This is a genomic window from Pseudomonas sp. GW823-FHT02C02, assembly GCF_058797635.1.
Genome location: NZ_JBXAJV010000002.1, coordinates 383,511 through 406,044, shown reverse-complemented (window position 1 = coordinate 406,044; position 22,534 = coordinate 383,511). Strand labels below are relative to the sequence as shown.

The 22,534-nt window shown below is 58.6% G+C and carries 18 protein-coding genes and 1 pseudogene; 8 read left to right on the top strand and 11 right to left on the bottom strand.

What is annotated here, in order from left to right; all coding sequences use genetic code 11:
* Nucleotides 1-35 precede the first annotated feature (35 nt).
* Genes AC1ROI_RS04545 through AC1ROI_RS04530 form a run of 4 tightly spaced genes read right to left on the bottom strand, consistent with a single transcriptional unit; the run spans nucleotide 36 to nucleotide 5,124 of the window.
* Nucleotides 36-983, bottom strand: coding sequence for an aldo/keto reductase (locus AC1ROI_RS04545; RefSeq protein WP_102593338.1), 948 nt, complete (start codon nucleotides 981-983; stop codon nucleotides 36-38).
* A 22-nt stretch (nucleotides 984-1,005) separates the two neighbouring features.
* Nucleotides 1,006-2,496, bottom strand: a complete 1,491-nt coding sequence (locus AC1ROI_RS04540; protein WP_102593337.1) for an efflux transporter outer membrane subunit — start codon at nucleotides 2,494-2,496, stop codon at nucleotides 1,006-1,008.
* A gap of 19 nt (nucleotides 2,497-2,515) precedes the next feature.
* On the bottom strand, nucleotides 2,516-3,988 hold the full coding sequence (locus tag AC1ROI_RS04535) for a DHA2 family efflux MFS transporter permease subunit (protein ID WP_102599594.1): 1,473 nt from the start codon (nucleotides 3,986-3,988) through the stop codon (nucleotides 2,516-2,518).
* Nucleotides 3,988-5,124: an HlyD family secretion protein gene (locus AC1ROI_RS04530; protein ID WP_083377133.1), complete on the bottom strand. Its 1,137-nt coding sequence runs from the start codon at nucleotides 5,122-5,124 to the stop codon at nucleotides 3,988-3,990. The genes AC1ROI_RS04535 and AC1ROI_RS04530 overlap by 1 nt, the downstream gene beginning before the upstream one ends.
* Before the next feature lie 252 nt (nucleotides 5,125-5,376).
* Here AC1ROI_RS04530 and AC1ROI_RS04525 point away from each other — a divergent pair, with 252 nt between their 5' ends.
* The 7 genes and pseudogenes from AC1ROI_RS04525 to AC1ROI_RS04495 all read left to right on the top strand — a co-directional run.
* Entirely contained in the window at nucleotides 5,377-6,003 is a 627-nt protein-coding gene (locus tag AC1ROI_RS04525; RefSeq protein WP_102593335.1) for a TetR/AcrR family transcriptional regulator, read from the top strand.
* Nucleotides 5,996-6,502, top strand: coding sequence for a G/U mismatch-specific DNA glycosylase (mug, locus tag AC1ROI_RS04520; RefSeq protein WP_010459017.1), 507 nt, complete (start codon nucleotides 5,996-5,998; stop codon nucleotides 6,500-6,502). The genes AC1ROI_RS04525 and mug overlap by 8 nt, the downstream gene beginning before the upstream one ends.
* Before the next feature lie 193 nt (nucleotides 6,503-6,695).
* Nucleotides 6,696-8,069, top strand: coding sequence for a glutamine synthetase family protein (locus AC1ROI_RS04515; RefSeq protein WP_010459015.1), 1,374 nt, complete (start codon nucleotides 6,696-6,698; stop codon nucleotides 8,067-8,069).
* A gap of 10 nt (nucleotides 8,070-8,079) precedes the next feature.
* On the top strand, nucleotides 8,080-9,471 hold the full coding sequence (locus tag AC1ROI_RS04510; RefSeq protein ID WP_102593334.1) for an aldehyde dehydrogenase family protein: 1,392 nt from the start codon (nucleotides 8,080-8,082) through the stop codon (nucleotides 9,469-9,471).
* A gap of 3 nt (nucleotides 9,472-9,474) precedes the next feature.
* Complete coding sequence (locus AC1ROI_RS04505) at nucleotides 9,475-10,635, top strand: iron-containing alcohol dehydrogenase (protein ID WP_102593333.1); 1,161 nt, start codon at nucleotides 9,475-9,477, stop codon at nucleotides 10,633-10,635.
* Between the two features lie 133 nt (nucleotides 10,636-10,768).
* Nucleotides 10,769-12,334 carry an amino acid permease gene (locus AC1ROI_RS04500; RefSeq protein ID WP_102593332.1) on the top strand — a complete coding sequence of 522 codons (1,566 nt, stop codon included), beginning with the start codon at nucleotides 10,769-10,771 and terminating at the stop codon, nucleotides 12,332-12,334.
* A gap of 137 nt (nucleotides 12,335-12,471) precedes the next feature.
* Nucleotides 12,472-12,594 (top strand): annotated as a pseudogene (locus AC1ROI_RS04495) (GNAT family N-acetyltransferase); the annotation flags it as partial.
* Nucleotides 12,595-12,614: 20 nt separating this feature from the next.
* On the opposite strand, the gene AC1ROI_RS04490 reads toward AC1ROI_RS04495, so the two are convergent.
* The 4 genes from AC1ROI_RS04490 to AC1ROI_RS04475 form a co-directional block, all read right to left on the bottom strand.
* Entirely contained in the window at nucleotides 12,615-13,727 is a 1,113-nt protein-coding gene (locus tag AC1ROI_RS04490; RefSeq protein ID WP_102593331.1) for a hypothetical protein, read from the bottom strand.
* An 83-nt stretch (nucleotides 13,728-13,810) separates the two neighbouring features.
* Nucleotides 13,811-14,986 (bottom strand): DUF2252 domain-containing protein, encoded by a 1,176-nt coding sequence (locus AC1ROI_RS04485; protein ID WP_306461189.1) that lies wholly within the window; start codon nucleotides 14,984-14,986, stop codon nucleotides 13,811-13,813.
* 539 nt (nucleotides 14,987-15,525) lie between these two features.
* A complete protein-coding gene (locus AC1ROI_RS04480) occupies nucleotides 15,526-16,719 on the bottom strand; it encodes an MFS transporter (RefSeq protein WP_102593330.1) in 1,194 nt (397 codons plus the stop codon).
* Between the two features lie 71 nt (nucleotides 16,720-16,790).
* On the bottom strand, nucleotides 16,791-17,819 hold the full coding sequence (locus AC1ROI_RS04475) for an alpha/beta hydrolase (protein WP_102593329.1): 1,029 nt from the start codon (nucleotides 17,817-17,819) through the stop codon (nucleotides 16,791-16,793).
* Between the two features lie 191 nt (nucleotides 17,820-18,010).
* On the opposite strand from AC1ROI_RS04475, the gene AC1ROI_RS04470 reads away from it, so the two are divergent.
* A complete protein-coding gene (locus AC1ROI_RS04470; protein WP_010459000.1) occupies nucleotides 18,011-18,910 on the top strand; it encodes a LysR family transcriptional regulator in 900 nt (299 codons plus the stop codon).
* Between the two features lie 263 nt (nucleotides 18,911-19,173).
* Here AC1ROI_RS04470 and AC1ROI_RS04465 read toward each other — a convergent pair whose 3' ends face one another.
* The 3 genes from AC1ROI_RS04465 to AC1ROI_RS04455 all read right to left on the bottom strand — a co-directional run bounded on the left by AC1ROI_RS04465 (nucleotide 19,174) and on the right by AC1ROI_RS04455 (nucleotide 22,403).
* The gene (locus AC1ROI_RS04465; protein WP_083377140.1) at nucleotides 19,174-20,004 is read right to left on the bottom strand and encodes a type 1 glutamine amidotransferase domain-containing protein; all 831 of its coding nucleotides are present in this window, start codon (nucleotides 20,002-20,004) and stop codon (nucleotides 19,174-19,176) included.
* 273 nt (nucleotides 20,005-20,277) lie between these two features.
* A complete protein-coding gene (locus AC1ROI_RS04460; RefSeq protein WP_102593328.1) occupies nucleotides 20,278-21,027 on the bottom strand; it encodes a creatininase family protein in 750 nt (249 codons plus the stop codon).
* A gap of 62 nt (nucleotides 21,028-21,089) precedes the next feature.
* A complete protein-coding gene (locus tag AC1ROI_RS04455) occupies nucleotides 21,090-22,403 on the bottom strand; it encodes an MFS transporter (RefSeq protein ID WP_077748771.1) in 1,314 nt (437 codons plus the stop codon).
* Between the last annotated feature and the right edge of the window lie 131 nt (nucleotides 22,404-22,534).

The following is a 22,534-nucleotide window of genomic DNA, read 5'->3' as shown; positions in this document are numbered from 1 at the left end:
GAGGCGGCCTTGCAAGACCGCCTCTTCATCATGGGTTACTTCTTGCGTGGAATAAATCCTGGGACGCCGGTTTCGACCACCGAGTTGAATCGAATCCGGGTCGTGATGTCCTCCTGAATTTCAACCATGGCCCGTTGCGGCAAGGTCGAAATATCGAAGTTTTCCCGAATGTGACTCGGTGTCGCCGACGTGGTCAGGAACGCCACGCCCCGCTGCACCGACCAGGCCAGCGCCACTTGCGCCGGGGTTTTCTGCACACGTTGGGCGATCTGGGTAATCACCGGTTCTTCCAATACATTGGGCTCCATGCCGTGGCCCAGCGGCGCAAACGCCAGGACGATAATCCCGTGTTGCTTGCAAAACGCCAACAGCTCCCATTCCGGCAGATAGGGGTGGGATTCAACCTGCACGACAGCGGGTTTGATCCGCGCCACGGCGACAACTTCCTGGAGCTTTTCAAGCGTGATATCCGACAAGCCGATGGCCTTGCAGCGGCCTTCATCGACAAGACTTTCCAGTGCGCGCCAGGTCTCGATCAGCGTAACGCCATCGTCGTAGATGACCTGCCCCTGTGCATCCCTCGGGTCCTGGTTGTCGCCGGGTTGAAAGGCAAAAGGCGTGTGAATCAGGTAGCAGTCGATGTAGTCCACCTGAAGCCGACGGCAACTGGCCTCGAATGCCGGTTTGACGCGCTCGGGACGGTGGTTGGTGTTCCACAGTTTGGTGGTGACGAACAGGTCTTCGCGGCGGATCTTTCCGGCGTCCAGCACTTGCTTGAACGCAATGCCGACCTGCTCTTCATTTCGATAACGCTCGGCGCAATCGAAATGACGAAAGCCGGCTTCCAGCGCGTCCTTGACCGCTTGAGTGGTGACGCTGAGATCGCGAAACAGGGTGCCGAACCCCACCGCCGGCATCTTGCCGGAACCGTGATTGAGCAGGAATTTTGTGTCGCGAAGTCCATCGTAAAATGATTCGTACATCTCTTTTCTCCAAAGTCCCGGGCTATTGATACGAAGGTTTCGGTGCTTCGCGGCTGGCAACGCGTTGCTCAAACGCACCCACGGAATTCCCGCCCAGCGCGATATACAACTGCACCGTGTCGAGGTATTGCGCGGTCTTCACCCTGATTTGCCCCAGCAACGCCTGCTCATACGCACGTTCGGCTTCCAGCACCTGGAGGATGCTGTTCTCGCCTTGCGCATAGGCTTGCTGGTTCAAGCGAAAACTGGTTTCGGCGGCGCGTAACGCGTCCTCCTGCGCCAGGTTCTGCTCGGCGTCATGGTTGATGGCTTGCAGCGCGTCCGCGACCTGACCAAACGACTGAATGACGGTCTGCTGGTAGCCGGCGAGCGTCGCCTTGTAGCCGTCGACCGCCGCCTGGCGTTCCGCCTTGAGCGTTCCGCCATCGAAGATCGGGCCGGCAATTCCCGCCGCGAAGCCCCAGAGCGCCGCGCCGCCATTGCCTGACGCGGCCTGTACCAGCGACGCCGACAGCGTGACGTGGGGATAAAGATTGGCGGTCGCGACGCCTACCGCCGCGCTGGCCATGTGCAGCTCGGCCTCGGCTTGCAATACGTCCGGCCTGCCGTGAGCCATTTCCGAGGGCACGTTGACGGGGACGTTTGTCGGTAACACGAACTCGGCAAAATCGAAGTCCGGGGCAATCCAGTCGCCCGGGCCTTTACCCGTGAGAATCGACAGCGCGTGACGTGCCGCATCCCGCTGTTGAGCAAGCGGCGGCAACAACGTGCGGTCTTGGGCGAGTCGGGTCTCGGCCAGTGAAACGTCGATCTGCGTGGTGGCGCCATTGAGGTGTGCCTTGCGCACCAGGTCGAGGTTTTTGGCGTCATTGGCCAGCAGCTTCTCGACGGCAGCCATCTGCGCATTGGCCGACGCGACCAGCAACGCCTGGCTCGCGACATGGCCCGTCAGGGTCAAATAGGCGGCTTCGTAGCGATGCTTCTGCAGATCGGCAAACGCTTCCTGCTGTTCAACCAGGCGTTTGTTGCCGCCGAACACGTCAAGGTCAAAGCCGACCCGGGGACCGATCGCGTAGAAATTGGAGGTGGCAGGCTCCTTCGCGTTGTGCACCCGCTGACGGCCCGCCTGGGCGCCAAAATCGACTTGCGGATACAGCGCACCTTGAGCCGCAGCCACGGAAGACGACGCTTGCCGGAGGGTTGCGTCTGCGACCACCAGCTCAAGATTGCCGGCGATGGCGCGGCGTACCACGTTGTCGAGCTTTGGCGAACGGAACGCCGTCCACCAGTCACCGTTGAGCTTTTTGCCGAGGTCGATGCGCTGTTCGCCAGGCGTATCGCCGCCCTTGCCGAGACGCTGCTCGGCCTGTTGATCGTAATGCTGCGACAGACTCGGCGGCTGCATTTGATAGTCAGGGCCGACGGTGCAAGCGGTCAGGAATGCCAGCGCCGATGCCGCACCGAAGGTGGTCTTGAGCAGTTGTCTGTTGATGAAGCGTGCAGAGGATTTCATTGGGCAAACTCCACGAAAACTAGTTGGTCGGAACGGGCTTGCGAAGAAAGACAACCAGTGGGCTCACCACCAGCATCGCCACCATCAAAATCTTGAATTGGTCGACCACCGCGATAAACGCCGCTTGGCCGGTGATCATTTCGTTGAGGCCAGCCAAGGCTTGCAGGGACATCGGGCCGACGCGGTACGGGGTCAGGTTGCTCGCCAGCGCCAGGTGCATCGCTTGTGTGTTGTTGAAGAAATACAACTGCACAATCGCCACGCCCAAAGTGCTGCCGTACACACGGGACAGATTGAACAGACCGGTGCCTTCAGGACGTAGCGTCGGATCGAGCGTGCTGAACGCAACGTTGGTCAGCGACGGCATCAAGATGCCGATGCCAATCCCCTGGATCGCACCGGCCACCGCCACGGGCGACCAGTCCATCAACGGCGAATAACCGAGCATCAGCCAGTTGGCATAGATCACCACGCCAACCCCTGCCGCCACGAACAGCCGACGGTCGAAACGCTCAGGCACACGCCCCATCAGCAGGAACGCACCGACCAGCCCGATACCCCGGGGGATGGTCAAGGAACCGGTGGTGTCCGGCGGGTAGCCGAGAATCTCGTCGAGCATTGGCGAGGTCAGCGCCATGGTCGACAACAGCACGAAACCGACGGCGAAAAAGATGATCGTCGACAGCACGAAGTTGCGGTCGTTGAACAAACGCTTATTGAGGAAATGCACCTTCGTGGTCAGCACATGCACCGCAAACAGGTAGAACCCCAATGCACAGCCGATTGCTTCCAGCCAGATCTCGGTCGAGGCAAACCAGTCGAGGCGTTCACCGCGATCGAGGAGCATTTGCAGGCTGATCAACCCCAGCGTGAAGCTGCCAAAACCAAAGAAATCGAACGTCGGCCGTTTCTCGGCTTTCTTTTCAGCCAGCAACAACGTCATCACCAGGCCGATAAACGCCGACAACGGGAGGCTGAGATAAAACATCGGCCGCCAGCCGAAATGTTCACCGATCCAGCCACCGATGCTCGGGCCACTGACGATGCCGAACAGCACGATGGCCGTCCAGGTCGCGCCAAACTTCGCGCGCTTCTCAAGGGGCAATGTCTCCAGCGAAATCGCCATTGACAGCGGTGCCAGCACCCCACTCGCCAGGCCCTGAATAATGCGGGCACCGACGAACTCCAAGGGCGTCGTGGCCTGGGTGGCAAGCAGCAAGCCGAGGACGAAAAACGCCAGCGCGGCTTGGTACACCCGCTTCAGGCCAAATCGCCCGGCGAGCCACTGCGCGATCGGCAGGGTGATGGCGCTCGCGGCGAGGTACGAGGTGAAGATCCAGCCCGCCTGATCGTCGGTCATCGACAGGCTGCCCTGAATCAACCTGAGCACGGCATTGGGAAGTGGCAGGTTCGCCGACTGCATATACGTTGCAAGCAACGCAGCGAACCTTAACGTTCCCGCACCTTGAGGTCCGGCAAGATGAGCGTTCATCAGAAGTTACCTGCGGTCAGCAAAGCCTTGAGCGGATGCCACCACGGCGTGCGGTAGCCGGTATCGATCTTGACCGTGGCGCTGGTGCCCGAGAACAGCGGCAATGTGGGGTCGGTCTGATCGAGTTCGAGCCGCACCGGTACACGCTGCACGACCTTGACCCAGTTGCCGGTGGCATTTTCCGGCGGCAGCAAGGCGAAGTCTGAGCCGGCGCCCGGGCTCATGCTGGTCACGTGGGCCTTGAATACGTGATCGGGGTAGGTGTCGATACTGACCGTCGCTTCCTGGCCAGGACGCATGTGAGTGACATCGGTTTCGCGGAAGTTGGCTTCCACCCAGATATCGCGTTCGGACAGCAGGGCAAAGGCTGGCGCGCCGTTGTTGACGAAGTTGCCGACCTGCAGATCGTCGACCTTGGCGACGATGCCGTCATCCGGCGCATACACCGTCGCGTACGACAGGTAGAGCTGCGCTTCGTCGAGCTGAGCCTTGGCTTCGCGAACCGTCGGGTGGGCATTAACGTCGATGTCTGGATTGCCGTTCAAGGCCACGACGGTGCTGGCGATCTGTTGCTCGATTGACGTGACCCGTTGGCGGGCGACTTTAAGGTCCGTGTCGGCGCGCTCGTAAATGGCGCGCGAGACGAACTCGGTCGCGACCAGCGCCTTTTTCCGGGCAAATTCACGTTGATCGAAATCGGCGGACTCTTTCGCCGATTGCAGCTCAGCCTGCTGCTGCCGGTAGTTGGCCTTGAGTCCATCGATCCGCAGGCGCGCCACGCTGATCTGTGCTTCTGCACGGTTGACGGCAATCTGCAACGGTTTCGGATCGATGCGGAACAGCACCTGGCCTTTGTGTACGCGCTGATTGTCCTCGACGGCGATCTCGACCACTTGCCCGGAAATCCGCGCATTGATCGATGCCTTGGCCACTCGGGCGTAGGCGTTATCGGTCGAAACAATCGCCGCGCCCGCTTGATGGTGGGCATAGCCAACCGCGGCGACAATCAGCGGCAGCCCGATGATCAGCAACGGCCGCAGTTTCTGTTTGAAGGGTTTCTTGATAGGCGTATCGCCAAGGTTCGGCGCGGGGTGCTCGAAGCTCTGCGAAGCCGGGATGTCGAACTGTTTAGTCATGATCGAATACACCTTTCACCGGGACATCGGGCCGGCAAACAATGCGGCGGCCCCGACGTCAATAGTTGCTGTGAGGAATCAAGCCCGAGCACGGACTGGAGGATCGCTCCGCCGCACCTGTTTCGTCGCCGCAACACTCAGTTCGAGTTCCGCTTCAACAAACCGTAAACCAAGGAATTTCTGGTTCCTTAATTTTGTGCGATGGTGTAAGAATATCCCCACGCCCACCCTCCATCAAGGTTTTTATACGACATGGCACAAAAAAAGATTACCGAAGGAAAAGGTCGCGGCCGCCCTCGCGCGTACGACCCGCAGACTGCGCTGCAGCAAGCGCTTGGTGTGTTCTGGAGCACCGGCTATTCCGGCGCTTCGCTGGACAGCATCGCCACGGCAGCGGGCATGAATCGCCCCAGCCTCTATGCCGCATTCGGCGACAAACACGCGCTCTACATAAAAGCGCTTGAGCAATATTGGGAATTTGCTGCGGCGGCGATGCATGAAGCGCTGACGGACACCACCCTGCCCCTGCGCGATGCCTTGATGCGTTTTTACGAGGGGCAGCTATCGATCTACTTCTCGGGTGACGGCCAACCGCGCGGCTGTTTTGCGATTGGCACGGCGACCACCGAAGCGGTCGAGGATGCGGAAATTCGTGAAGTGCTTTCCGACCGGCTCAGCAGGCTCGATGCCGATCTGGAAACACGCCTGCGCACGGCCATTGATTCCGGCGAACTGAAAGCCGACGTCGACGCCGCCGCCCTCGCCGTCCTCGCGTCTTCCTTGCTGCACAGCATTTCGATACGCGCGCGGGCAGGCAAATCCCGAGAGGAATTGACGGAACTGGCACGCAATGCGGTCGGGGTGATGTGCGGTGCGTGAAGGACTTGAAGACATCCTGGCGGAACATCTGGCGGTGATTTTCTGCGGCATCAACCCGGGCATGACGGCCGCCGCTCAAGGGCACCACTTTGCCGGACGAAACAATCGTTTCTGGCGCACGCTCCATCTGGCAGGCTTCACGCCGGAGGAGGTGCGCCCGGAAAACGACCGAACGATCTTGAATTATCACTGCGGATTAACCGCCGTGGTGGATCGGCCCACGGCGCGGGCGGATCAGTTATCCCTGCACGAATTCACCGCCGCCGCCGCGAGTTTTGAACAGAAGATCGCTCGCTATGCGCCACGCTACGTCGCGTTTCTCGGCAAGTCGGCGTACAGCGCGCTATCCGGCCAGCGAACCATTGCCTGGGGGCTTCAGGCACACACCTTTGGTAATGCCCAGGTCTGGGTCCTGCCCAACCCGAGCGGGCGAAATCTCGCCTTCACCCTTGACCAACTGGTGGCCGCGTACCGCCAACTCTGGTCGGCAGTGAATTAGCCTGCACCGAGGGCATGCACGGCAATGGCCTCTACCCGGCGTCGATCAACAAAACTTGCGTTCAGCAACCGTAAGCTAAGCTTAGAGCAGCTTATTGCACACGATGCTCGCGTCTGCAGGTTTGGGGTTGTTCTGGAGAGCGTCTGCAACAGCTATTTCAGACAGGCCCAACCTATTCACGCAGGACTACGTGATGACCGAGCCCCTCCTCAGTTTTGATCAACTCAAACGTGCTGCCGCCTCCGGCGAGATTGATACTGTTCTGGTTTGCATGGTCGACATGCAAGGCCGACTGGTCGGCAAGCGATTCCAGGTCGAGTTTTTCATCGACAGCGGCCACGAAGAAACCCACTGCTGCAATTACCTGCTGGCCGACGACATCGACATGGAACCCGTGCCGGGTTACGCCGCCGCCAGTTGGAGCAAAGGCTACGGCGACTTCGTCCTCAAACCCGACATGTCGACCTTGCGGCGGGTGCCCTGGCTGGAATGCACGGCGCTGGTACTGTGTGATGTCCTTGATCACCACCATCGGCGGGACCTGCCGCACAGCCCGCGGGCGATTCTGAAAAAGCAGATCGAGCGACTGCGCGAACGCGGCTACACCGGCATGTTCGCCTCGGAACTGGAGTTCTATCTGTTCGACGAAAGCTACGAGGCCATCCACGAGCGCAACTACCACAAGCCAAAAACCGCCGGCCACTACATCGAGGATTACAACATCCTCCAGACCACCCGCGAGGAGCCGGTGCTGCGGGCGATTCGCAAGCATCTGCAAGCGTCCGGCATTCCCGTGGAAAACTCCAAGGGTGAATGGGGCCCGGGCCAGGAAGAGATCAACATTCGTTACGCCGATGCGCTGACGATGGCGGACCACCACGTCATCATCAAGCACGCCTGCAAAGAGATCGCGCAGCTGCAAGGCAAGGCGATCACGTTCATGGCCAAGTGGCGGTATGACGCCGCCGGGTCCAGCAGCCACATTCACAATTCGCTGTGGGACAAAAACGCCAAGAAGCCGCTGTTTTTCGATGCCAAGGCCGAGTTCGGCATGTCGAAGTTGATGCGTGCCTGGGTGGCCGGGCAGCTTAAATACGCCAACGACATCACCTGCTTTCTCGCGCCGTACATCAACTCCTACAAGCGCTTTCAGGCCGGCACCTTTGCGCCGACCCGTGCGGTCTGGAGCCGCGACAATCGCACCGCAGGCTTTCGTCTGTGTGCAGAAAGCAGCAAATCCATCCGCATCGAATGCCGCATCGGCGGCGCCGACCTCAACCCTTATCTGGCCTTTGCCGCGTTGATCGCTGCGGGGCTGGCCGGTATCGACGAGAAGCTCAACCTCACGCCGCCCTTTGAAGGCGATGCCTACGTTGACGAACACTTGCCTGAAGTGTCGAAGACACTGCGCGAAGCCTGCGCCGCCCTTCAGGGCTCCACCATGTTGCGCGAGGCATTCGGTGATGAAGTGATCGACCACTACGTGCACACCGCCGAGTGGGAGCAGAAAGAGTACGACCGGCGCATCACCGACTGGGAATTGCAGCGCGGTTTCGAGCGCTATTGAGACCGCCATCATGACTGCAACGATTCAACTCATTTCACCGGTCGATGGCCGGGTCTATGCCGAACGTCGCTGCGCCGATGCTGCGCAGATCGAGCAGGCGCTGGCGGCTGCCGCAGCGGCCCAGGCGCAATGGAAGCACCGACCGCTGAACGAGCGCGCCGACTTTTGCGGTGCCGCCGTTGACGCGATGCTGGCCATGAAGGACGAAATCGTCCCGGAACTGGCCTGGCAAATGGGCCGCCCCGTGCGCTTTGGCGCGGGCGAACTGCGCGGTTTCGAAGAGCGCGCCCGGCATATGATCGCCATTGCACCCGAAGCGTTGGCAGCCATTGAACCCACGCCTGTCGCCGGTTTCCGCCGCTGTATCAAGCGCGAGCCGATGGGTACGGTGCTGGTCGTCGCTCCTTGGAATTACCCCTATCTGACGGCAGTGAATACGATCATTCCGGCACTGATGGCCGGCAACAGCGTCATCCTCAAACACGCCTCACAAACGCTGCTGGTGGGCGAACGGTTCGCCGAAGCGTTTCGCCGCGCCAATCTGCCCGAAGGCCTGTTCCATAACCTGCTGCTCAATCATGACCAGACCGCCGCAATCATTGCCTCTGGCCGCGTGCAGCAGGTGAACTTCACCGGCTCGGTCGGCGGTGGCAAAACGATGGAAAGCGCAGCGTCAGGCCACTTCCTCGGCCTGGGCCTGGAACTCGGCGGCAAGGACCCGGCCTACGTCCGCGCAGACGCCAACCTCGACCACGCGGTGGAAAACCTGGTGGACGGCAGCTTCTTCAACTCCGGGCAAAGCTGCTGTGCCGTCGAGCGCATTTATGTCGATGAAAAAATCTACCCGGCGTTTGTCGAGCGATTCGTCGCGCTGACGAATCAATACGTACTGGGCAATCCATTGGACGAAGCCACCACACTCGGTCCGCTGGTCAATCCGGGCGCGGCTGAATTTGTGCGCGGGCAAATCGCCGATGCGCTGGCCAAGGGCGCAACAGCGCTGATCGATCCGAAGGCCTTTCCCCTCGACGCACCCGGCAGCGCCTACCTCGCGCCCCAGGTGCTGGTCGATGTCAGCCATCACATGTCGGTGATGCGCGAAGAAAGTTTTGGTCCAGTGGTCGGCATCATGCCGGTGACCAGCAATGACCAGGCCATTGCCTTGATGAACGACAGCGAGTTCGGGCTCAGCGCTTCCGTCTGGACTCAGGACCTCGCCGCCGCCGAACGCTTGGGCAACGCGATCGACACCGGCACCGTGTTCATGAACCGCTGCGATTACCTGGACCCGGCCCTGGCCTGGACCGGTGTCAAGAACAGCGGTCGCGGCGTGACGCTATCGCGCCTGGGCTACGAGCATCTGACCCGAGCAAAATCCTTCCATTTGCGCCATGAGATCTGAGCCATGAGCCTGACCGGAAACTGGAACTACCCCACGAGCATCCGCTTCGGTGTCGGTCGCATCGGCGAACTGGCCGAGGTCTGTCGCAGCCAGGGTATCCAGCGACCGTTGCTGGTCACCGACAGCGGCCTGGGGCGCGCGCCGATCACCACGGCGGCTTTGGATTCCTTGCGTGCCGCCGGCCTCGGCGTCGCGCTGTTTTGCGACCTCAAGCCCAATCCTGTCGAAGCCAACCTCGCAGGCGGACTCGATGCCTGGCGCGCCGGCAAACACGATGGCGTGGTGGCTTTTGGCGGCGGCAGCGGCCTGGACATGGGCAAGCTCATCGCTTTCATGAGCGGCCAGACCCGGCCGGTCTGGGATTTCGAAGACATCGGCGACTACTGGACACGCGCCAACGAGAGCCAAATCGCTCCGGTTATCGCGGTGCCGACGACGGCGGGCACCGGTTCGGAAGTCGGCCGCGCAGCGGTGATTATCGATGAACGCACCCACACCAAACGCATCATCTTCCACCCGAAAATGATGCCGCGCGTGGTCATCAGCGACCCGGCCCTGACCGTCGGCATGCCGGCCAAAGTCACCGCCGGCACCGGCATGGACGCCTTGGCGCACTGCCTGGAAGCCTACTGCGCGCCTGGTTTTCACCCGCTGGCCGATGGCATCGCAGTGGAAGGCATCCGCTTGGTGGCCAACGCGCTGGTGCGGGCTGTCCACACCCCGTCCGATCTCGATGCGCGCGCGCAAATGCTCGCCGCCGCCGCGATGGGCGCCACCGCATTCCAGAAAGGCCTGGGCGGCATGCACGCCCTCTCGCATCCGGTCGGCGCGCTGTACGACACCCATCACGGCATGACCAACGCCACCTTCATGCCCTACGTACTGCAATTCAATCGCCCCGCCATCGAAGAACGCATCACGCGCCTGGCGGCTTATCTGCGCCTGCCCTCGCCCGGCTTCGACAGCTTTCTGGCCTTCATCCTCAAACTGCGCAAAGACATCGGCGTGCCGCACACGCTGATCGAGTTGGGCGTGGATGACCAACAGGCCGACCTGATCGCGGACATGGCCATTGTCGACCCCTCTGCTGGCGGTAACCCGCTGCCATTGACCCGGGCTGGCGCGGCAAGCATTTTCGACGCGGCTTATCACGGCCGTATCTAGAGCAGTTGTCTGTCCAGACATCGGGCATGGACAGGGTGTACCGGTTGGAAAAGGAGCAGTACGACAAGGGGTTGAAAGCCAGCCCATCCGGGACACGGATGGATGCGTATCAAAACCTGAAGGGGCACACAACATGAAGCCAGCAAGCCAAGCCGGCACCAACGCGTCGCACGACGATGACGTCAAGGTGCTGCACAGCATGGGCTATGCCCAGCAACTCTCGCGACGAATGGGCGTTTTCTCCAACTTTGCCATTTCCTTTTCGATCATCTGCATCCTCTCGGGTGGCATCAACTCACTCGCCCAGGGCACCTCGGGCGCGGGTGGTGCGTCCATCGGCATCGGCTGGCCGATCGGTTGCCTGATCTCCGGAGTCTTCGCCATGGCCATGGCGCAGATCTCATCAGCCTACCCAACCGCTGGCGGCCTCTATCACTGGGGCTCGATTCTCGGGAACCGCTTTACCGGGTGGCTGACGGCCTGGTTCAACTTGTTGGGGCTGGTGACCGTACTCGGCGCGATCAACGTCGGCACTTACTACTTCTTTTTTGGTGCTTTCGGACCCGCATTGGGGATGGAAGACACCATCACGACACGGATGATTTTCCTGGCGATCCTCACGGGGTTGCAGGCCTTGTTTAACCACCTGGGGATTGGCCTGACCGCGAAGCTCACCGATTTCTCGGGCTATCTGATCTTCGCCACTGCACTGGCGCTGACCATCGTCTGCCTGATCTCGGCGCCCAGTTATGAGTTTGCCCGGTTATGGACCTTCAGCAACTACTCCGGCGAAGCAGGCGGCAACGTCTGGCCGCAGGTCTCGAACGGCTGGATCTTCATGCTCGGCCTGCTCTTGCCGATCTACACCATCACCGGTTATGACGCCTCCGCGCACACCTCCGAAGAAACCCGCAATGCCGCCCTGTCCGTGCCACGGGGCATGGTCATGTCGGTGGTCTGGTCGATGCTGTTCGGCTGGGTGATGCTCAGCTCGTTCGTGCTGATGCTGCCGAGCATGGACGAAGCGGCGAAGCATGGCTGGACCGTGTTTTTCTGGGCGATGGACACGCAAGTGAACCCGACGGTAAAAACGGCGCTGTACGTGGCCATTTTCATCTCGCAATTCCTCTGCGGACTGGCGACCGTGACCTCGGTCTCGCGCATGATCTTCGCCTTCTCCCGCGACGGAGGCCTGCCCTTCTCCAGAGCATTGTCATCGGTCTCGCCAACCCTGCGCAGCCCGGTGGCGGCAATCTGGACCGGCGCCACCCTCGCGGTGTTGTTCGTCTGGGGCTCGTCGGTGATCTCAATCGGTGAAACACCGGTCTACACCATCGTCGTGTCTTGCACGGTGATCTTCCTGTTCTTCTCCTTCATCATCCCTATCGTGCTCGGCCTGTTCACCTACGGGACCTCGAGGTGGCCAACCATGGGACCGTGGAACATGGGACGCTTCTGGTTCACCGTGTTCGCCCTCCTCTCGATCCTCTCGATGGTGATCATCTTCATCATCGGCATCCAGCCACCGAACGATTGGGCGCTGTATATCACCATCGGCTTTCTGGTGCTGACGGCGATTGTCTGGTTCGGTTTTGAAGCCCGCCGCTTCCAGGGGCCGCCGGTGGGCGACGTGATCATCAGGCGTCAGGCCGAAATCGCTGCGGCGGAAGAGGCGCTGAACAAACGTTTCGGAGACTGATACCACCACCATAAAACAGATAGATCAGGAGTTGTTTAATGAACTGACATTCACTTCCTACAGGCACTGATAGCTTCGACAACGCCCACAAAGCCACTACCGCCTGAGCCTGTTCCCAGGCAGCAATCCCGAAGTGTGTTGGCGCTGTGCGGGTACCGTCGTCGATTACAGCAGAGGAGTTTTACGCTGCGTTGGGTTATCAGAACATCCGCGACGAGTTCCATGGGGCTGAGCGCACCATCGTTATGGAAAAGCGGCTTGAGGCTACCCCCCCAGTCACTCAGTTTGCGGGCACGGTGATCACAGGCGTCTGTGGCGCCACGCCCGTTTCGGCCAGCGAAAACAGGACAAGAATAAACAAGAACTCCGATTTGGATTTCATGTCACGGTCATCGATCCAGAACCAATAGTCGCGATAGCGAACGGCTGCATAGGCATCGATTGGCCGCTCCCTGCTTGAGTGAATGCGCACTAATGGTTCGTCCCATGGGCTTGGATGCTCAGGCGCGACAGGCGCCGGGTTTGCACGGCCTTCTTGCACATGGGCAGGTGGAACCTCGATGGTAGCGGCCAGCTCCACGAAGATTTCCGACATGGAACGAGTGAGTAGCACGACCTCGGTATCATCCTGCTGCACCATGCCGAACTTTAGATTCAGCTCGCTGGCATCGGGGCTCAAGTGAAGGAGTTCGCGCACCTTTCGGCGATCTTTCTCGATGTCGTCGGAGACGTCCCGCGAGATCAGGACGAGCATGCTTTCATCGTTGCTTCGTTGATTGATGCGCATCCCCAGCGACTCAGAGCGCTGGATCCGTCTGAAGGCCTCCAGTAACTCGTAGAAACGCGGATCTGCTGCTCGAAAACGCGAGGGGGATGTGGATCGGTTATAGACACCATTAACGGCGCTGGTGGTCAATTGCAGGACGCGATCAATAGGATAGCCGGCCTGAATCAGGGAGAACACGGCAGCCGGCGATAGGGGCTGCAGTAAATAGCGAGAGAATCTCTCCCCGGAAAGCGGGGTGTAGCTGATCGTCGGTCGATCCGTGTACACCCCGGAAGCCCCTATGGCCTGGCTGTTTCCATCGCTGGGAAGTCCAGAATACCAACTCGCTGCGAGGGTGACCTGGCTCTGCATCGCGCTGGAGGCAATGACCGAGGAAACCTCGAGGAACACGGGCGCATCTGCGTAGCGTAATTTGACGATATTGAGCAGTGTCTGTTCTTTCCAGGTCGAGGCAATAACTGCACTGTAATCTGTACGGTCACGCTGAATCGAGTTCGGTCCCATCGTTGTGCACCCGGTCACGCAGCAGGCAACGAAGAAGAGCGCTACTTGACGAGTACGGCCCGGCAATAGCCTGGTCTTCGCCGTTGAAAGATCGTGATCCATGACCTTGCCTCACAACGTATTGTTCTGTTGCACTGGGCAATCGGGTTCAGCACGCGAGGTAATGACTGCGCACTGGATCGGTTTCATAAGTCTTCTTCTCTCAACACTTTGATGCGCCCCGATTTTTCAGCGGCCACCAACGAGGCATGGTCTTTCGCGTTTTGCTTGGCGTAGCTCTGGGCAAATTCGCCAATAGCCAGATCGAAGGTGTCCGACTTGCCCAAATAGCCGCTGATGAGCGCAGCATCCCCGGATTTGGCGTGGGCACGGGCCAGGGTGAGCCCGCATAACTCGGCATACAGCTTCATTTGATCGACCGTCGCGCCTTCGACAGGGGCCGCCATTTTCATGTCTCGCAACTGCCGTACGAAGAAATGCCGGCCATTTTCCCCCTGTGTCCAGCCCAGGAAAATATCGCTGGAGGCCTGCATCAGGCGTTGCCCGGTGACCACGCGCTCACCTTGATTCTCAAAGTCACTCTTGCCCGCAAAAGGAGCCAACACCGAAGGACAGGCTTCCTTGAATTGAAGGAGCAACGGGTGATTTTCAGCAGAAAAGAACAGGCCGACAAAACAATAGGTGCCGACGCTTCCGATCCCGACAGCCTTGACGACAAAGTCTTCGAGACGGTAACGATCGAACAGCACACGCCGTTCAAGCGGTAGCGATAATCGATAGTCTTGCAGCGCCACCTGCACACGTTGTGCAAAGTCCTTTTCATAGATATGAAACAGTATCGGTGGCTGATCGAGCAGGCGTCGACGTCCCGCTACTACGCTGCTGATTGTCGGATAAAGGTATTCGCCGATGCGTGCTTTGGCCTTGGCAATCAGCTGAACTCGGTTCTTTTTGATTTTGGCGTTGGGGGCCATGTCGATGATCGTTTGAGCGTCCAGGCGGTCATACCAGACGTCCAGCGGGCTCATCTTAGACAGTTTGCGCAGGCGCTCGCGGTAAGCACGAACACACTGAACCGCTATCGCCTGGGCGTCTTTGTCGCTGAGCCGGTTGTCACGGGCAGCCACGACGAAACTGATTGCGAGGCGTTTTACATCCCATTCCCAGGGGGCTGGAAGCGTTTCGTCGAAATCGTTAATGTCAAAAATCAGGTTGCGTTCAGGAGTGGCAAAAAGTCCGAAGTTCAAAAGATGACAATCCCCGCAGGCTTGGACTTGAATGCCTGTGTTCGGCGTATTAGCCAAGTCATGAGCCATCACCCCGGCAGAGCCACGCAAAAAGGTAAACGGGCTGCGTAACATGCGCCCGTAGCGAACCGGAATCAGATTGGGCAGGCGATATCGGTTAGACGCTTCCAGGATTTCAATCGGGTCGCGGTGTTTACGCTTCGGCTTCCAAACGGCGTGAAGTGCGTGCGGCACGCTCTCGGATAAACGCTCACCTGCTTCCAGTCGTTCTTTGCGCGAGCGAAATATCGGTTCATCGTTCTCCATGCCTTTTGCGTCCTTCAACGTACCTTTGATAGGACTCTGCTTGTTGCGAGACATGTCCGCTCCTTTGTTCTCTGGGGCACCATTGAGTCAACCACGGTTGTAATGAGCCATATCAGGGCAAGGCCGTAGCCATTGTTCATCAAAACGCTAACACCAGATGGCATTGGCATTTCTGACAAAAATCAATGCAGCGACGGGAAAAGCGTTCAGTGATGGGATGCCTTCAAGCAGATGTGCCAACGCCCGGATCTACCGGGCGTTCGATGGAAAAATAAATCCGTCCCCTTTTTTCCTTTTTTCCTCCCTTTTTTTCCTCTCACACTTCCCCCCACGCAACAGCGGCATTGTCATCGCAACGGGGGCAGATCCGATCGTGATACGAACAGTGCAAGCACGGCAGCCACCAGAAGAAATACTCCACTCGCGATGAACGTAGCCTGGTAGCCAGCTCCGTCATAAAGCAGCCCACCCAGCGTCGCGCCGAGTGTGATAGCCAACTGAATAACCGCCACCATCAAACCGCCTCCGGTTTCGGCATCACGGGGAAGCGTGCGTGATAGCCATGTGAACCAGCCCACAGGCGCGCACGTAGCAATCAGGCCCCACACACCCAGCAAAACGGCTGTCGCCCACATCGAGTTGCCGAAGACGAGTAGAGCCACAGCAATCCCCGACATCAGCACTGGAATGATCATCAGCACTCGATTAAGGCTTCTGTTCAACACCGGGCCGATCACCATGGTGCCCACCAATCCGGCCATTCCGATAATCAGCAATAGCAGTGACAGTCCAGACACATCAACGCGGGTCACCGACTCTAGAAACGGACGCAGATAGGTGAATAACGCGAACTGCCCCATAAACAAAAATGCCACTGCGGCCATGCCCAGCGAGACGTTGGCGCTACCTAACAGCCGAAACACATCAAGTGCAGATCCAGACTCAATTTGCCCAGGCATTTTCGGCAGCGTGAATGCTTGCCAACAGAGCGCCAGAGCGGCAAGCGGAACCACGCAGAAGAATGCACCTCGCCAGCCGATCAGCCCGCCCATGAAACTGCCAATGGGGGCTGCGACTGCAGTGGCGAGTGCGGTACCGCCCTGAATCAAAGCGATGGCTTTAGGCACAAAACTTTCGGGAGCAATCCGTATCATGACGGCGGTCGACATTGACCAACTGCCACCAATGGCGATCCCCAAAATGGCTCGACCCACCATCAGTGTCGAGTAGTTCGGGGCAAAAGCGACGAGCGTGCCAGAGGCAATCATCAAGGCCGTCAGGAAAAGTAAAACGGGTCTTCGGTCGAGCTGGCGAATGACTGAAGAGATGAAAAGGCTGGTGACGACCGCGAAGAGGCCGGAAATTGAAATCGCTTGTCCGGCCTGCCCCTCTGTCAGCGCGAGATCCGTCGCAATCGGTGTGAGCAAGCTCACCGGCAGAAACTCCGATGTCACCAACGCAAAGGCGCACAGCGACATCGCCAGGACGGCGCCCCATACCTGTCGGCTCGCGGCTTGAATAGGTAAGGCAGTGCTGCTCATCTGATTTCCTTCAATACGTAAAGCGCCAACGCCTGTTGAGAGCGCATGGCCTGATAGCCCAACGATCAGTGTCACTTAAGGTTGGTTTGGAAGAACGAGGTCAGCTTGGCAAACGGGATAAGATCGACCCGATCATAGAGATCCACGTGGCCCGCACCTGGAATGATGACAAGCTCTTTGGGTTGACCAGCCAGACGATAGGCCTCTTCACTGAACTCACGGGAGTGAGCGTTTTCACCGGCGATAAACAGCATCGGACGTGGCGAGATCGTCTCGATATCGTTGAACGGATAGAAATTCATGAACTTGGTATTGCTGGCCAGCGTCGGGTGAGTGGTCAGTAACGGCGACTGGCCTTGGGGGGTGAACTCACCGCGTGGCGTGCGGTAAAAATCGTAGAACTCGCGCTCGATAGCGTTGGACTTGTCCGTCAGCTCGTGGACAGTTCCGCTGGTGTACTGGGTTTCGCCCCCGATGAACTCGACATAGCGCTGCTCGGCAGCAGCGGCGATCGCTTGTTTCCTCTGCTCGACAGTGACGGAATGCTTCAGGCCATTTCGATTGGCCGCGCCCATGTCGTACATGCTGACCGTGGCAATGGCCTTCATCCGAGGGTCGATCTTGGCAGCGCTGATGACAAAGCTGCCGCTACCGCAAATGCCCAGGACACCAATCCGGTTCCGATCAATGAACGTCTGTGTGCCAAGGTAATCAACAGCGGCACTGAAGTCCTCAGCATAAATTTCTGACGAGACCGCGTTGCGCGGTTGCCCATCACTTTCGCCCCAGAACGACAGGTCGATGGCAAGGGTCACGAAACCTTGCTCCGCCAGTTTCTGGGCATACAGGTTCGAACTCTGCTCTTTGACCGCGCCCATGGGATGGCCAACGATGATCGCTGCGCTTTTGCTGCCTGGTTTCAAATCTTTAGGAACAAACAGATTCCCTGCAGTTTTCATCTGGTACTGATTGTTGAAGGTCACCTTCGTCATCGTGACCTTCTCACTTTTGTAAAAATTATTGGCTCCGTTAGACATGTCGGCTCCCAGTGCAGAGAGCGACGCCATCAGAAGGCCGAGCAAGATAACGAGTTTTCTCATGTGCTGCTCCCATCAGTGAATAGGTGCTGATCGACATGGTTGCCGGGCCTGGATCAGCGGATCGTGTGGGCTCTGCCTGTGACCACAGGTGAGGCTTGCCCTATTCTCTGGGAATACGCAGTGCTTGATAATCTAATGAAAGCTTGTTGAAGTTATAAGCACAGCTAATCAATTGCGATAGGCAGGCTCCGATGCCACGACATAATTTGAACGACCTTCTGGCCTTTGTGACGGTCGCCAGGGAAGGCAGCTTCACCCGAGCGGCCGCCCTCTTGGGTGTCACGCAATCCGCCCTGAGCCAGACTGTTTCCGGGCTTGAAAAGCGCCTGAAAATTCGCCTACTGACGCGTACCACTCGCAGCGTTTCGCCGACGAGCGCGGGGGAACGCCTGATGCAAGCCATTGGTCATCGTTTTGACGAGATCGAGGCCGAACTGGATGCTTTGACCGAGCTTCGTGACAAGCCGGCGGGCACGGTGCGCATTACTTGCGGTGATTTTGTCCTGAAGACAATTCTCCTTCCGCGACTCACGCCTTTGCTCCTCGAATACCCCGATATCAAGGTTGAGTTTGATATCAACTATGGCTTCCGGGACATCGTTGCTGATCGCTTCGATGCGGGCATCAGATTCGGCGACACCGTCGATAAAGATATGATCGCCGCGCCTATCGGACCTGAAGTACGAATGGCTGCGGTGGCATCGCCTTCGTATTTCGCACGCAACAGCATGCCCAAGAAACCGCAGGATCTGGTGAATCACACATGCATCGACATACGCTATCCAACCCTTGGCGGAGTTGACGCCTGGGAATTCGAAAAGCGTGGTCGAAAGATCAACGTGCGTGTCGTGGGCCAGGTCATTGTGAATACCAGCGCACATGTCCCGGCAGCGGCAGTTAACGGTTTGGGCATCGCATACTTACCGGAGGAAGAATTTGCACCGCACATTGAAGAGGGCCGCTTGGTGCGGGTACTGGAAGACTGGTGCCCTTTATTCCCGGGTTATCACCTGTACTACCCAAGCCGTCGTTTGCCAACTCCAGCCTTCTCGCTCGTTCTGAATGCTCTACGCGGTGAGGCTTTCTATTAACGCGGCGGATGGGATGGGGTTGTGTTGGATCGAATGCGGTTACCGCCTTTGATGCAGGGCATTGGAAGGCGGGAACAACAACTATCGGGCGGTAAATCTCTAAACGAGGGCATTACGAGCCGCCTTTGGGCTTGGACGAAATGTGCGGGTATCGTCTTCCGACACATTAGCGTGCAGCGTGTCGGGATAGACGGTGGCGCTGGAGCCAATGCAGATCGACCCCAGCACCTACGGCCCGGTTTGCCCGGAACGGCCGCCCAGGATTACTTCAGTTTCGCCACCATGGCCACGGCGACTGCCTTGGCCGACTGTGGGTTCTGGCCGGAAATGACTTCGCGATCTTCGATCACGTTCTCGCTCCATGGCTTGGCTTCGGAGAAGTTAGCACCGGCTGCCGTCAGGCCATCCTGCGGGAACAGTTTCATATGGCCGCCGCCGAGGAAACCTTTGGCCTGCTCCTCTTCCGCGTCGGTGAAGGCGGTGACTTTGTAGCCCTTGTAAATCCAATTGGCTGGCGCTGCCGGCTGTTTGCCCGATTCCAGTGCGGAGACAAAACCGTGCGCATCCGGGATCGCCGACAACATGGCTATGGTGCCATGGCAGGTGAAGCCGGTGATCTTGCCTTTTTCGTGGAAGTTGGTCAGCAGTTGGCCCAGTTGCTTGTCCTTCAGCAGATCCTGCATCGGGATATGACCGCCAGGCACGAATACGGCATCGAACTTGTCGTAGCCGATTTTCTGAACCTGCGCGAAGCTGATTGCCGGCGAGCCGCTCTTCGAGGTCAGCTTCAGCGTGTCCAGCAGCGCAAGACTTTCCTGACGGGCCTTTTCATCGCCGCCCCAGAAGCTCACATCATTGGATTTCTGGTCTGCGGTTGGCGCCTTGCCGCTAGGGGTGGCAAATACGACGGTTTGACCCGCCTCGATGAAGGTCTGCACCGGTTGCATTAATTCGTTCAGGAAGAAGCCTGTTTGCATGACTTTGCCGTCTTTCAGGTCCAGTTGAGCCTGATCCGACAGTACAACCAATACCGTGCCGGCGTTGGCATAGTTAGCGGCAGCGGTTAGCAGGGCGGCAATAATGGTTTTTTTCACGCGATTCTCCAGTAGCAATGGTTTGTTGGCGCCATCTTATTACTAGAGCAGAGAGTGATAGAGCCCCTGAATTGAATTTCACTTATTACACTGGGTAATCAATAGTTGGAGCTTGCTGTCGCTGAAGTGCTAGGCCTGTGGTTGAAATTTTCTCGGTGAAAACTCCGGGGCATGGATAACCCTCCGTATCAACGATCGTAGGGATTTCCTCAAACAGGACGTGCCAACGCCCGGAAATACCGGGCGTTGGCCAATTGAAAAGACTGTGATTGTTCAGCCAGGCATTGATTCGCGGCTGAAAGCGTCCAGCTCCCGCACCAGGCTCTGTGCTGCCAGCATGACCAGTTCACGACCTTTGTCTGGCGTCGCCAGCGCCGGGTCCGAACCCATGCGGCCATCGGGGTGGCGTGCGCGGAAGTCCATCGCTTCGCGGATCGGGCCCCAAGGGGCGATCTGCGGCGAGTATTCAGCCGGTTTGATCGAATCCGGGTAGGCCCATTGTGTGACCGCAATCTCGGACGGCGTGGCATGAACGCCGTGCCCCGTAGGAAACTGCTCGCGCGCAAGCTCCCCTACCCCCTCAAGGTCCCACCAATTGCACAACTTGAGCGCGAACCCTGCTGGGCGTCGAGCGAAGCTGGCTTCGGCGTAGAGCTCAGAGAACGCCGCCTCAATCGATGCAACGTTGCCACCGTGGCCATTGAGGAAGAGGATTTTTTCAAACCCGTGAGCGGCCAGCGAGCGCACCCAATCGCCAATGGCCGCAATGAAGGTCGACGGACGCAGCGAGATGGTTCCAGGGAACCCAAGATGGTGCTGGGCCATGCCGATATTGAAGGTCGGTGCAATCAGGATGTCTGCGTTTTTTTGCGCTTCACCGGCAATGATTTCCGGGCACATCCAGTCGGTCCCCAGAAGACCGGTAGGACCGTGTTGTTCATTCGAACCAATCGGGATCACGATGGTGCGGCTGCGTTGAAGAAATTGGCCGATCTCGGCCCAGGTCGACAGGTGTAAAAGCATTTGAGTTCTCTCTTTTAAAGGGTTCCTTGCGGAACATGACAAAGGACGCGGGTGGCAACAGATCAACCCGCACTGTATTCCGGAATCGCGCCGTCACGCGTTTTCGGCTTGGTCGACAGGATCACCAATGCTGCGCACAAAAATACGCAACCCACGATAACGACGCCAAGATTCGCGCTGCCGGTTGCGGTTTTTGCCCAGCCGATTATGGCCGGCCCCCAGAAGCCGCCGGAAAGACCGATGGTATTAATCAAGGCAATGCCCCCTGCCGCCGCCTCGCCCTTGATGTGTTCGGAGGGCATCGCCCACAACACGGTGTAGGCCATGAACATCATGGCGGTTGCCACGGTCAGCAGTGCCAGCGCGGCCATCAGGTTGCCGTCGGCAAAAGGGTACATAAGGAGCAGGATCGCGCCGATCCCCGCCGGCACTGCGCAGTGATAGCGTCTTTCACCGACACGGTCCGACCGGCGCCCTATCCAGTACATGCCGCAAGCGGCGGCGACATAGGGAATCGCGGCGTACCAACCCAGTTGCATGGTGTCGTTGACGCCCTGGGCCTTGAGGATTGCCGGCAGCCAGAAACTCATGGCGTAGATCGAGAAGATGATGCAGAAATAGGCGCTGGCGAGAATGTAGATTTTCGGGTCGCGCAACACTGCACGGAACGAATGGACGCGCCCGGTCGATTCACCCAGCTCACTGGCCAGCAAGGCCTTTTCTTCCTGGCTCAGCCAGCGCGCCTCAGCGGGTCGATTGGAAAGGATGAAAAAAGTCAGCACACCGAGGAAAACGCACGGCAAGCCTTCAATCAAAAACATCCACTGCCAGCCGGCCAGACCACCAACGCCTTCGAACGTGGTGATCAACCACGCAGACAGTGGGCCGCCCACAATGCCGCCAATGGGGCCGGCGATAAACACGATCGCAATGGCCCGCGCCATACGCTTGGGACCGTACCAGCAGGACAGGTAATAAATCATGCCCGGTGCAAAACCGGCTTCGAACACACCCAGCAGAAAGCGCATGGCGTAAAACATCGGCACGTTGCGCACGAACAACATGCAGGCCGAGGTGATGCCCCAACACACCAGAATACGGCTGAAGGTTTTCCTCGCGCCGACCTTCGGCAGCATCAGGTTGCTCGGCAACTCGAACAATACGTACCCCAGAAAGAAAATACCGGCGCCCGCGCCATAGGCCGCATCGGAAAGCCCAAGGTCATTTTGCATCTGCAGTTTGGCAAAGCCGACGTTGATCCGGTCCAGATACGCAAATACGTAACAGATGAACAGCAGCGGCAGCAGCCGCCAGTTGAGCTTGCGGTATAGGGCTGAAATGGCATCACTTCGTGCCGGCGCCTGAAGAATTGACATGCGAATCTCCCGTTATTCTTGTTGGTCCGAGTTCGTGTCAGAGAATGTTGCACCGGCACCTCATGACCAGCAAGAGCAACTAAGTTCGTGTAGTGTTGCTCTACAGGCAACGCAACATCTCTGGAGAGAGT

What these genes read in the sequence shown, in the direction of transcription:
- AC1ROI_RS04545 (WP_102593338.1), bottom strand. Translation starts at nt 983, where the DNA reads ATGTACGAATCATTTTACGATGGACTTCGCGACACAAAATTCCTGCTC.
- AC1ROI_RS04540 (WP_102593337.1), bottom strand. Translation starts at nt 2,496, where the DNA reads ATGAAATCCTCTGCACGCTTCATCAACAGACAACTGCTCAAGACCACC.
- AC1ROI_RS04535 (WP_102599594.1), bottom strand. Translation starts at nt 3,988, where the DNA reads ATGAACGCTCATCTTGCCGGACCTCAAGGTGCGGGAACGTTAAGGTTC.
- AC1ROI_RS04530 (WP_083377133.1), bottom strand. Translation starts at nt 5,124, where the DNA reads ATGACTAAACAGTTCGACATCCCGGCTTCGCAGAGCTTCGAGCACCCC.
- AC1ROI_RS04525 (WP_102593335.1), top strand. Translation starts at nt 5,377, where the DNA reads ATGGCACAAAAAAAGATTACCGAAGGAAAAGGTCGCGGCCGCCCTCGC.
- AC1ROI_RS04515 (WP_010459015.1), top strand. Translation starts at nt 6,696, where the DNA reads ATGACCGAGCCCCTCCTCAGTTTTGATCAACTCAAACGTGCTGCCGCC.
- AC1ROI_RS04510 (WP_102593334.1), top strand. Translation starts at nt 8,080, where the DNA reads ATGACTGCAACGATTCAACTCATTTCACCGGTCGATGGCCGGGTCTAT.
- AC1ROI_RS04505 (WP_102593333.1), top strand. Translation starts at nt 9,475, where the DNA reads ATGAGCCTGACCGGAAACTGGAACTACCCCACGAGCATCCGCTTCGGT.
- AC1ROI_RS04500 (WP_102593332.1), top strand. Translation starts at nt 10,769, where the DNA reads ATGAAGCCAGCAAGCCAAGCCGGCACCAACGCGTCGCACGACGATGAC.
- AC1ROI_RS04490 (WP_102593331.1), bottom strand. Translation starts at nt 13,727, where the DNA reads ATGGATCACGATCTTTCAACGGCGAAGACCAGGCTATTGCCGGGCCGT.
- AC1ROI_RS04485 (WP_306461189.1), bottom strand. Translation starts at nt 14,986, where the DNA reads ATGTTACGCAGCCCGTTTACCTTTTTGCGTGGCTCTGCCGGGGTGATG.
- AC1ROI_RS04480 (WP_102593330.1), bottom strand. Translation starts at nt 16,719, where the DNA reads ATGAGCAGCACTGCCTTACCTATTCAAGCCGCGAGCCGACAGGTATGG.
- AC1ROI_RS04475 (WP_102593329.1), bottom strand. Translation starts at nt 17,819, where the DNA reads ATGAGAAAACTCGTTATCTTGCTCGGCCTTCTGATGGCGTCGCTCTCT.
- AC1ROI_RS04470 (WP_010459000.1), top strand. Translation starts at nt 18,011, where the DNA reads ATGCCACGACATAATTTGAACGACCTTCTGGCCTTTGTGACGGTCGCC.
- AC1ROI_RS04460 (WP_102593328.1), bottom strand. Translation starts at nt 21,027, where the DNA reads ATGCTTTTACACCTGTCGACCTGGGCCGAGATCGGCCAATTTCTTCAA.
- AC1ROI_RS04455 (WP_077748771.1), bottom strand. Translation starts at nt 22,403, where the DNA reads ATGTCAATTCTTCAGGCGCCGGCACGAAGTGATGCCATTTCAGCCCTA.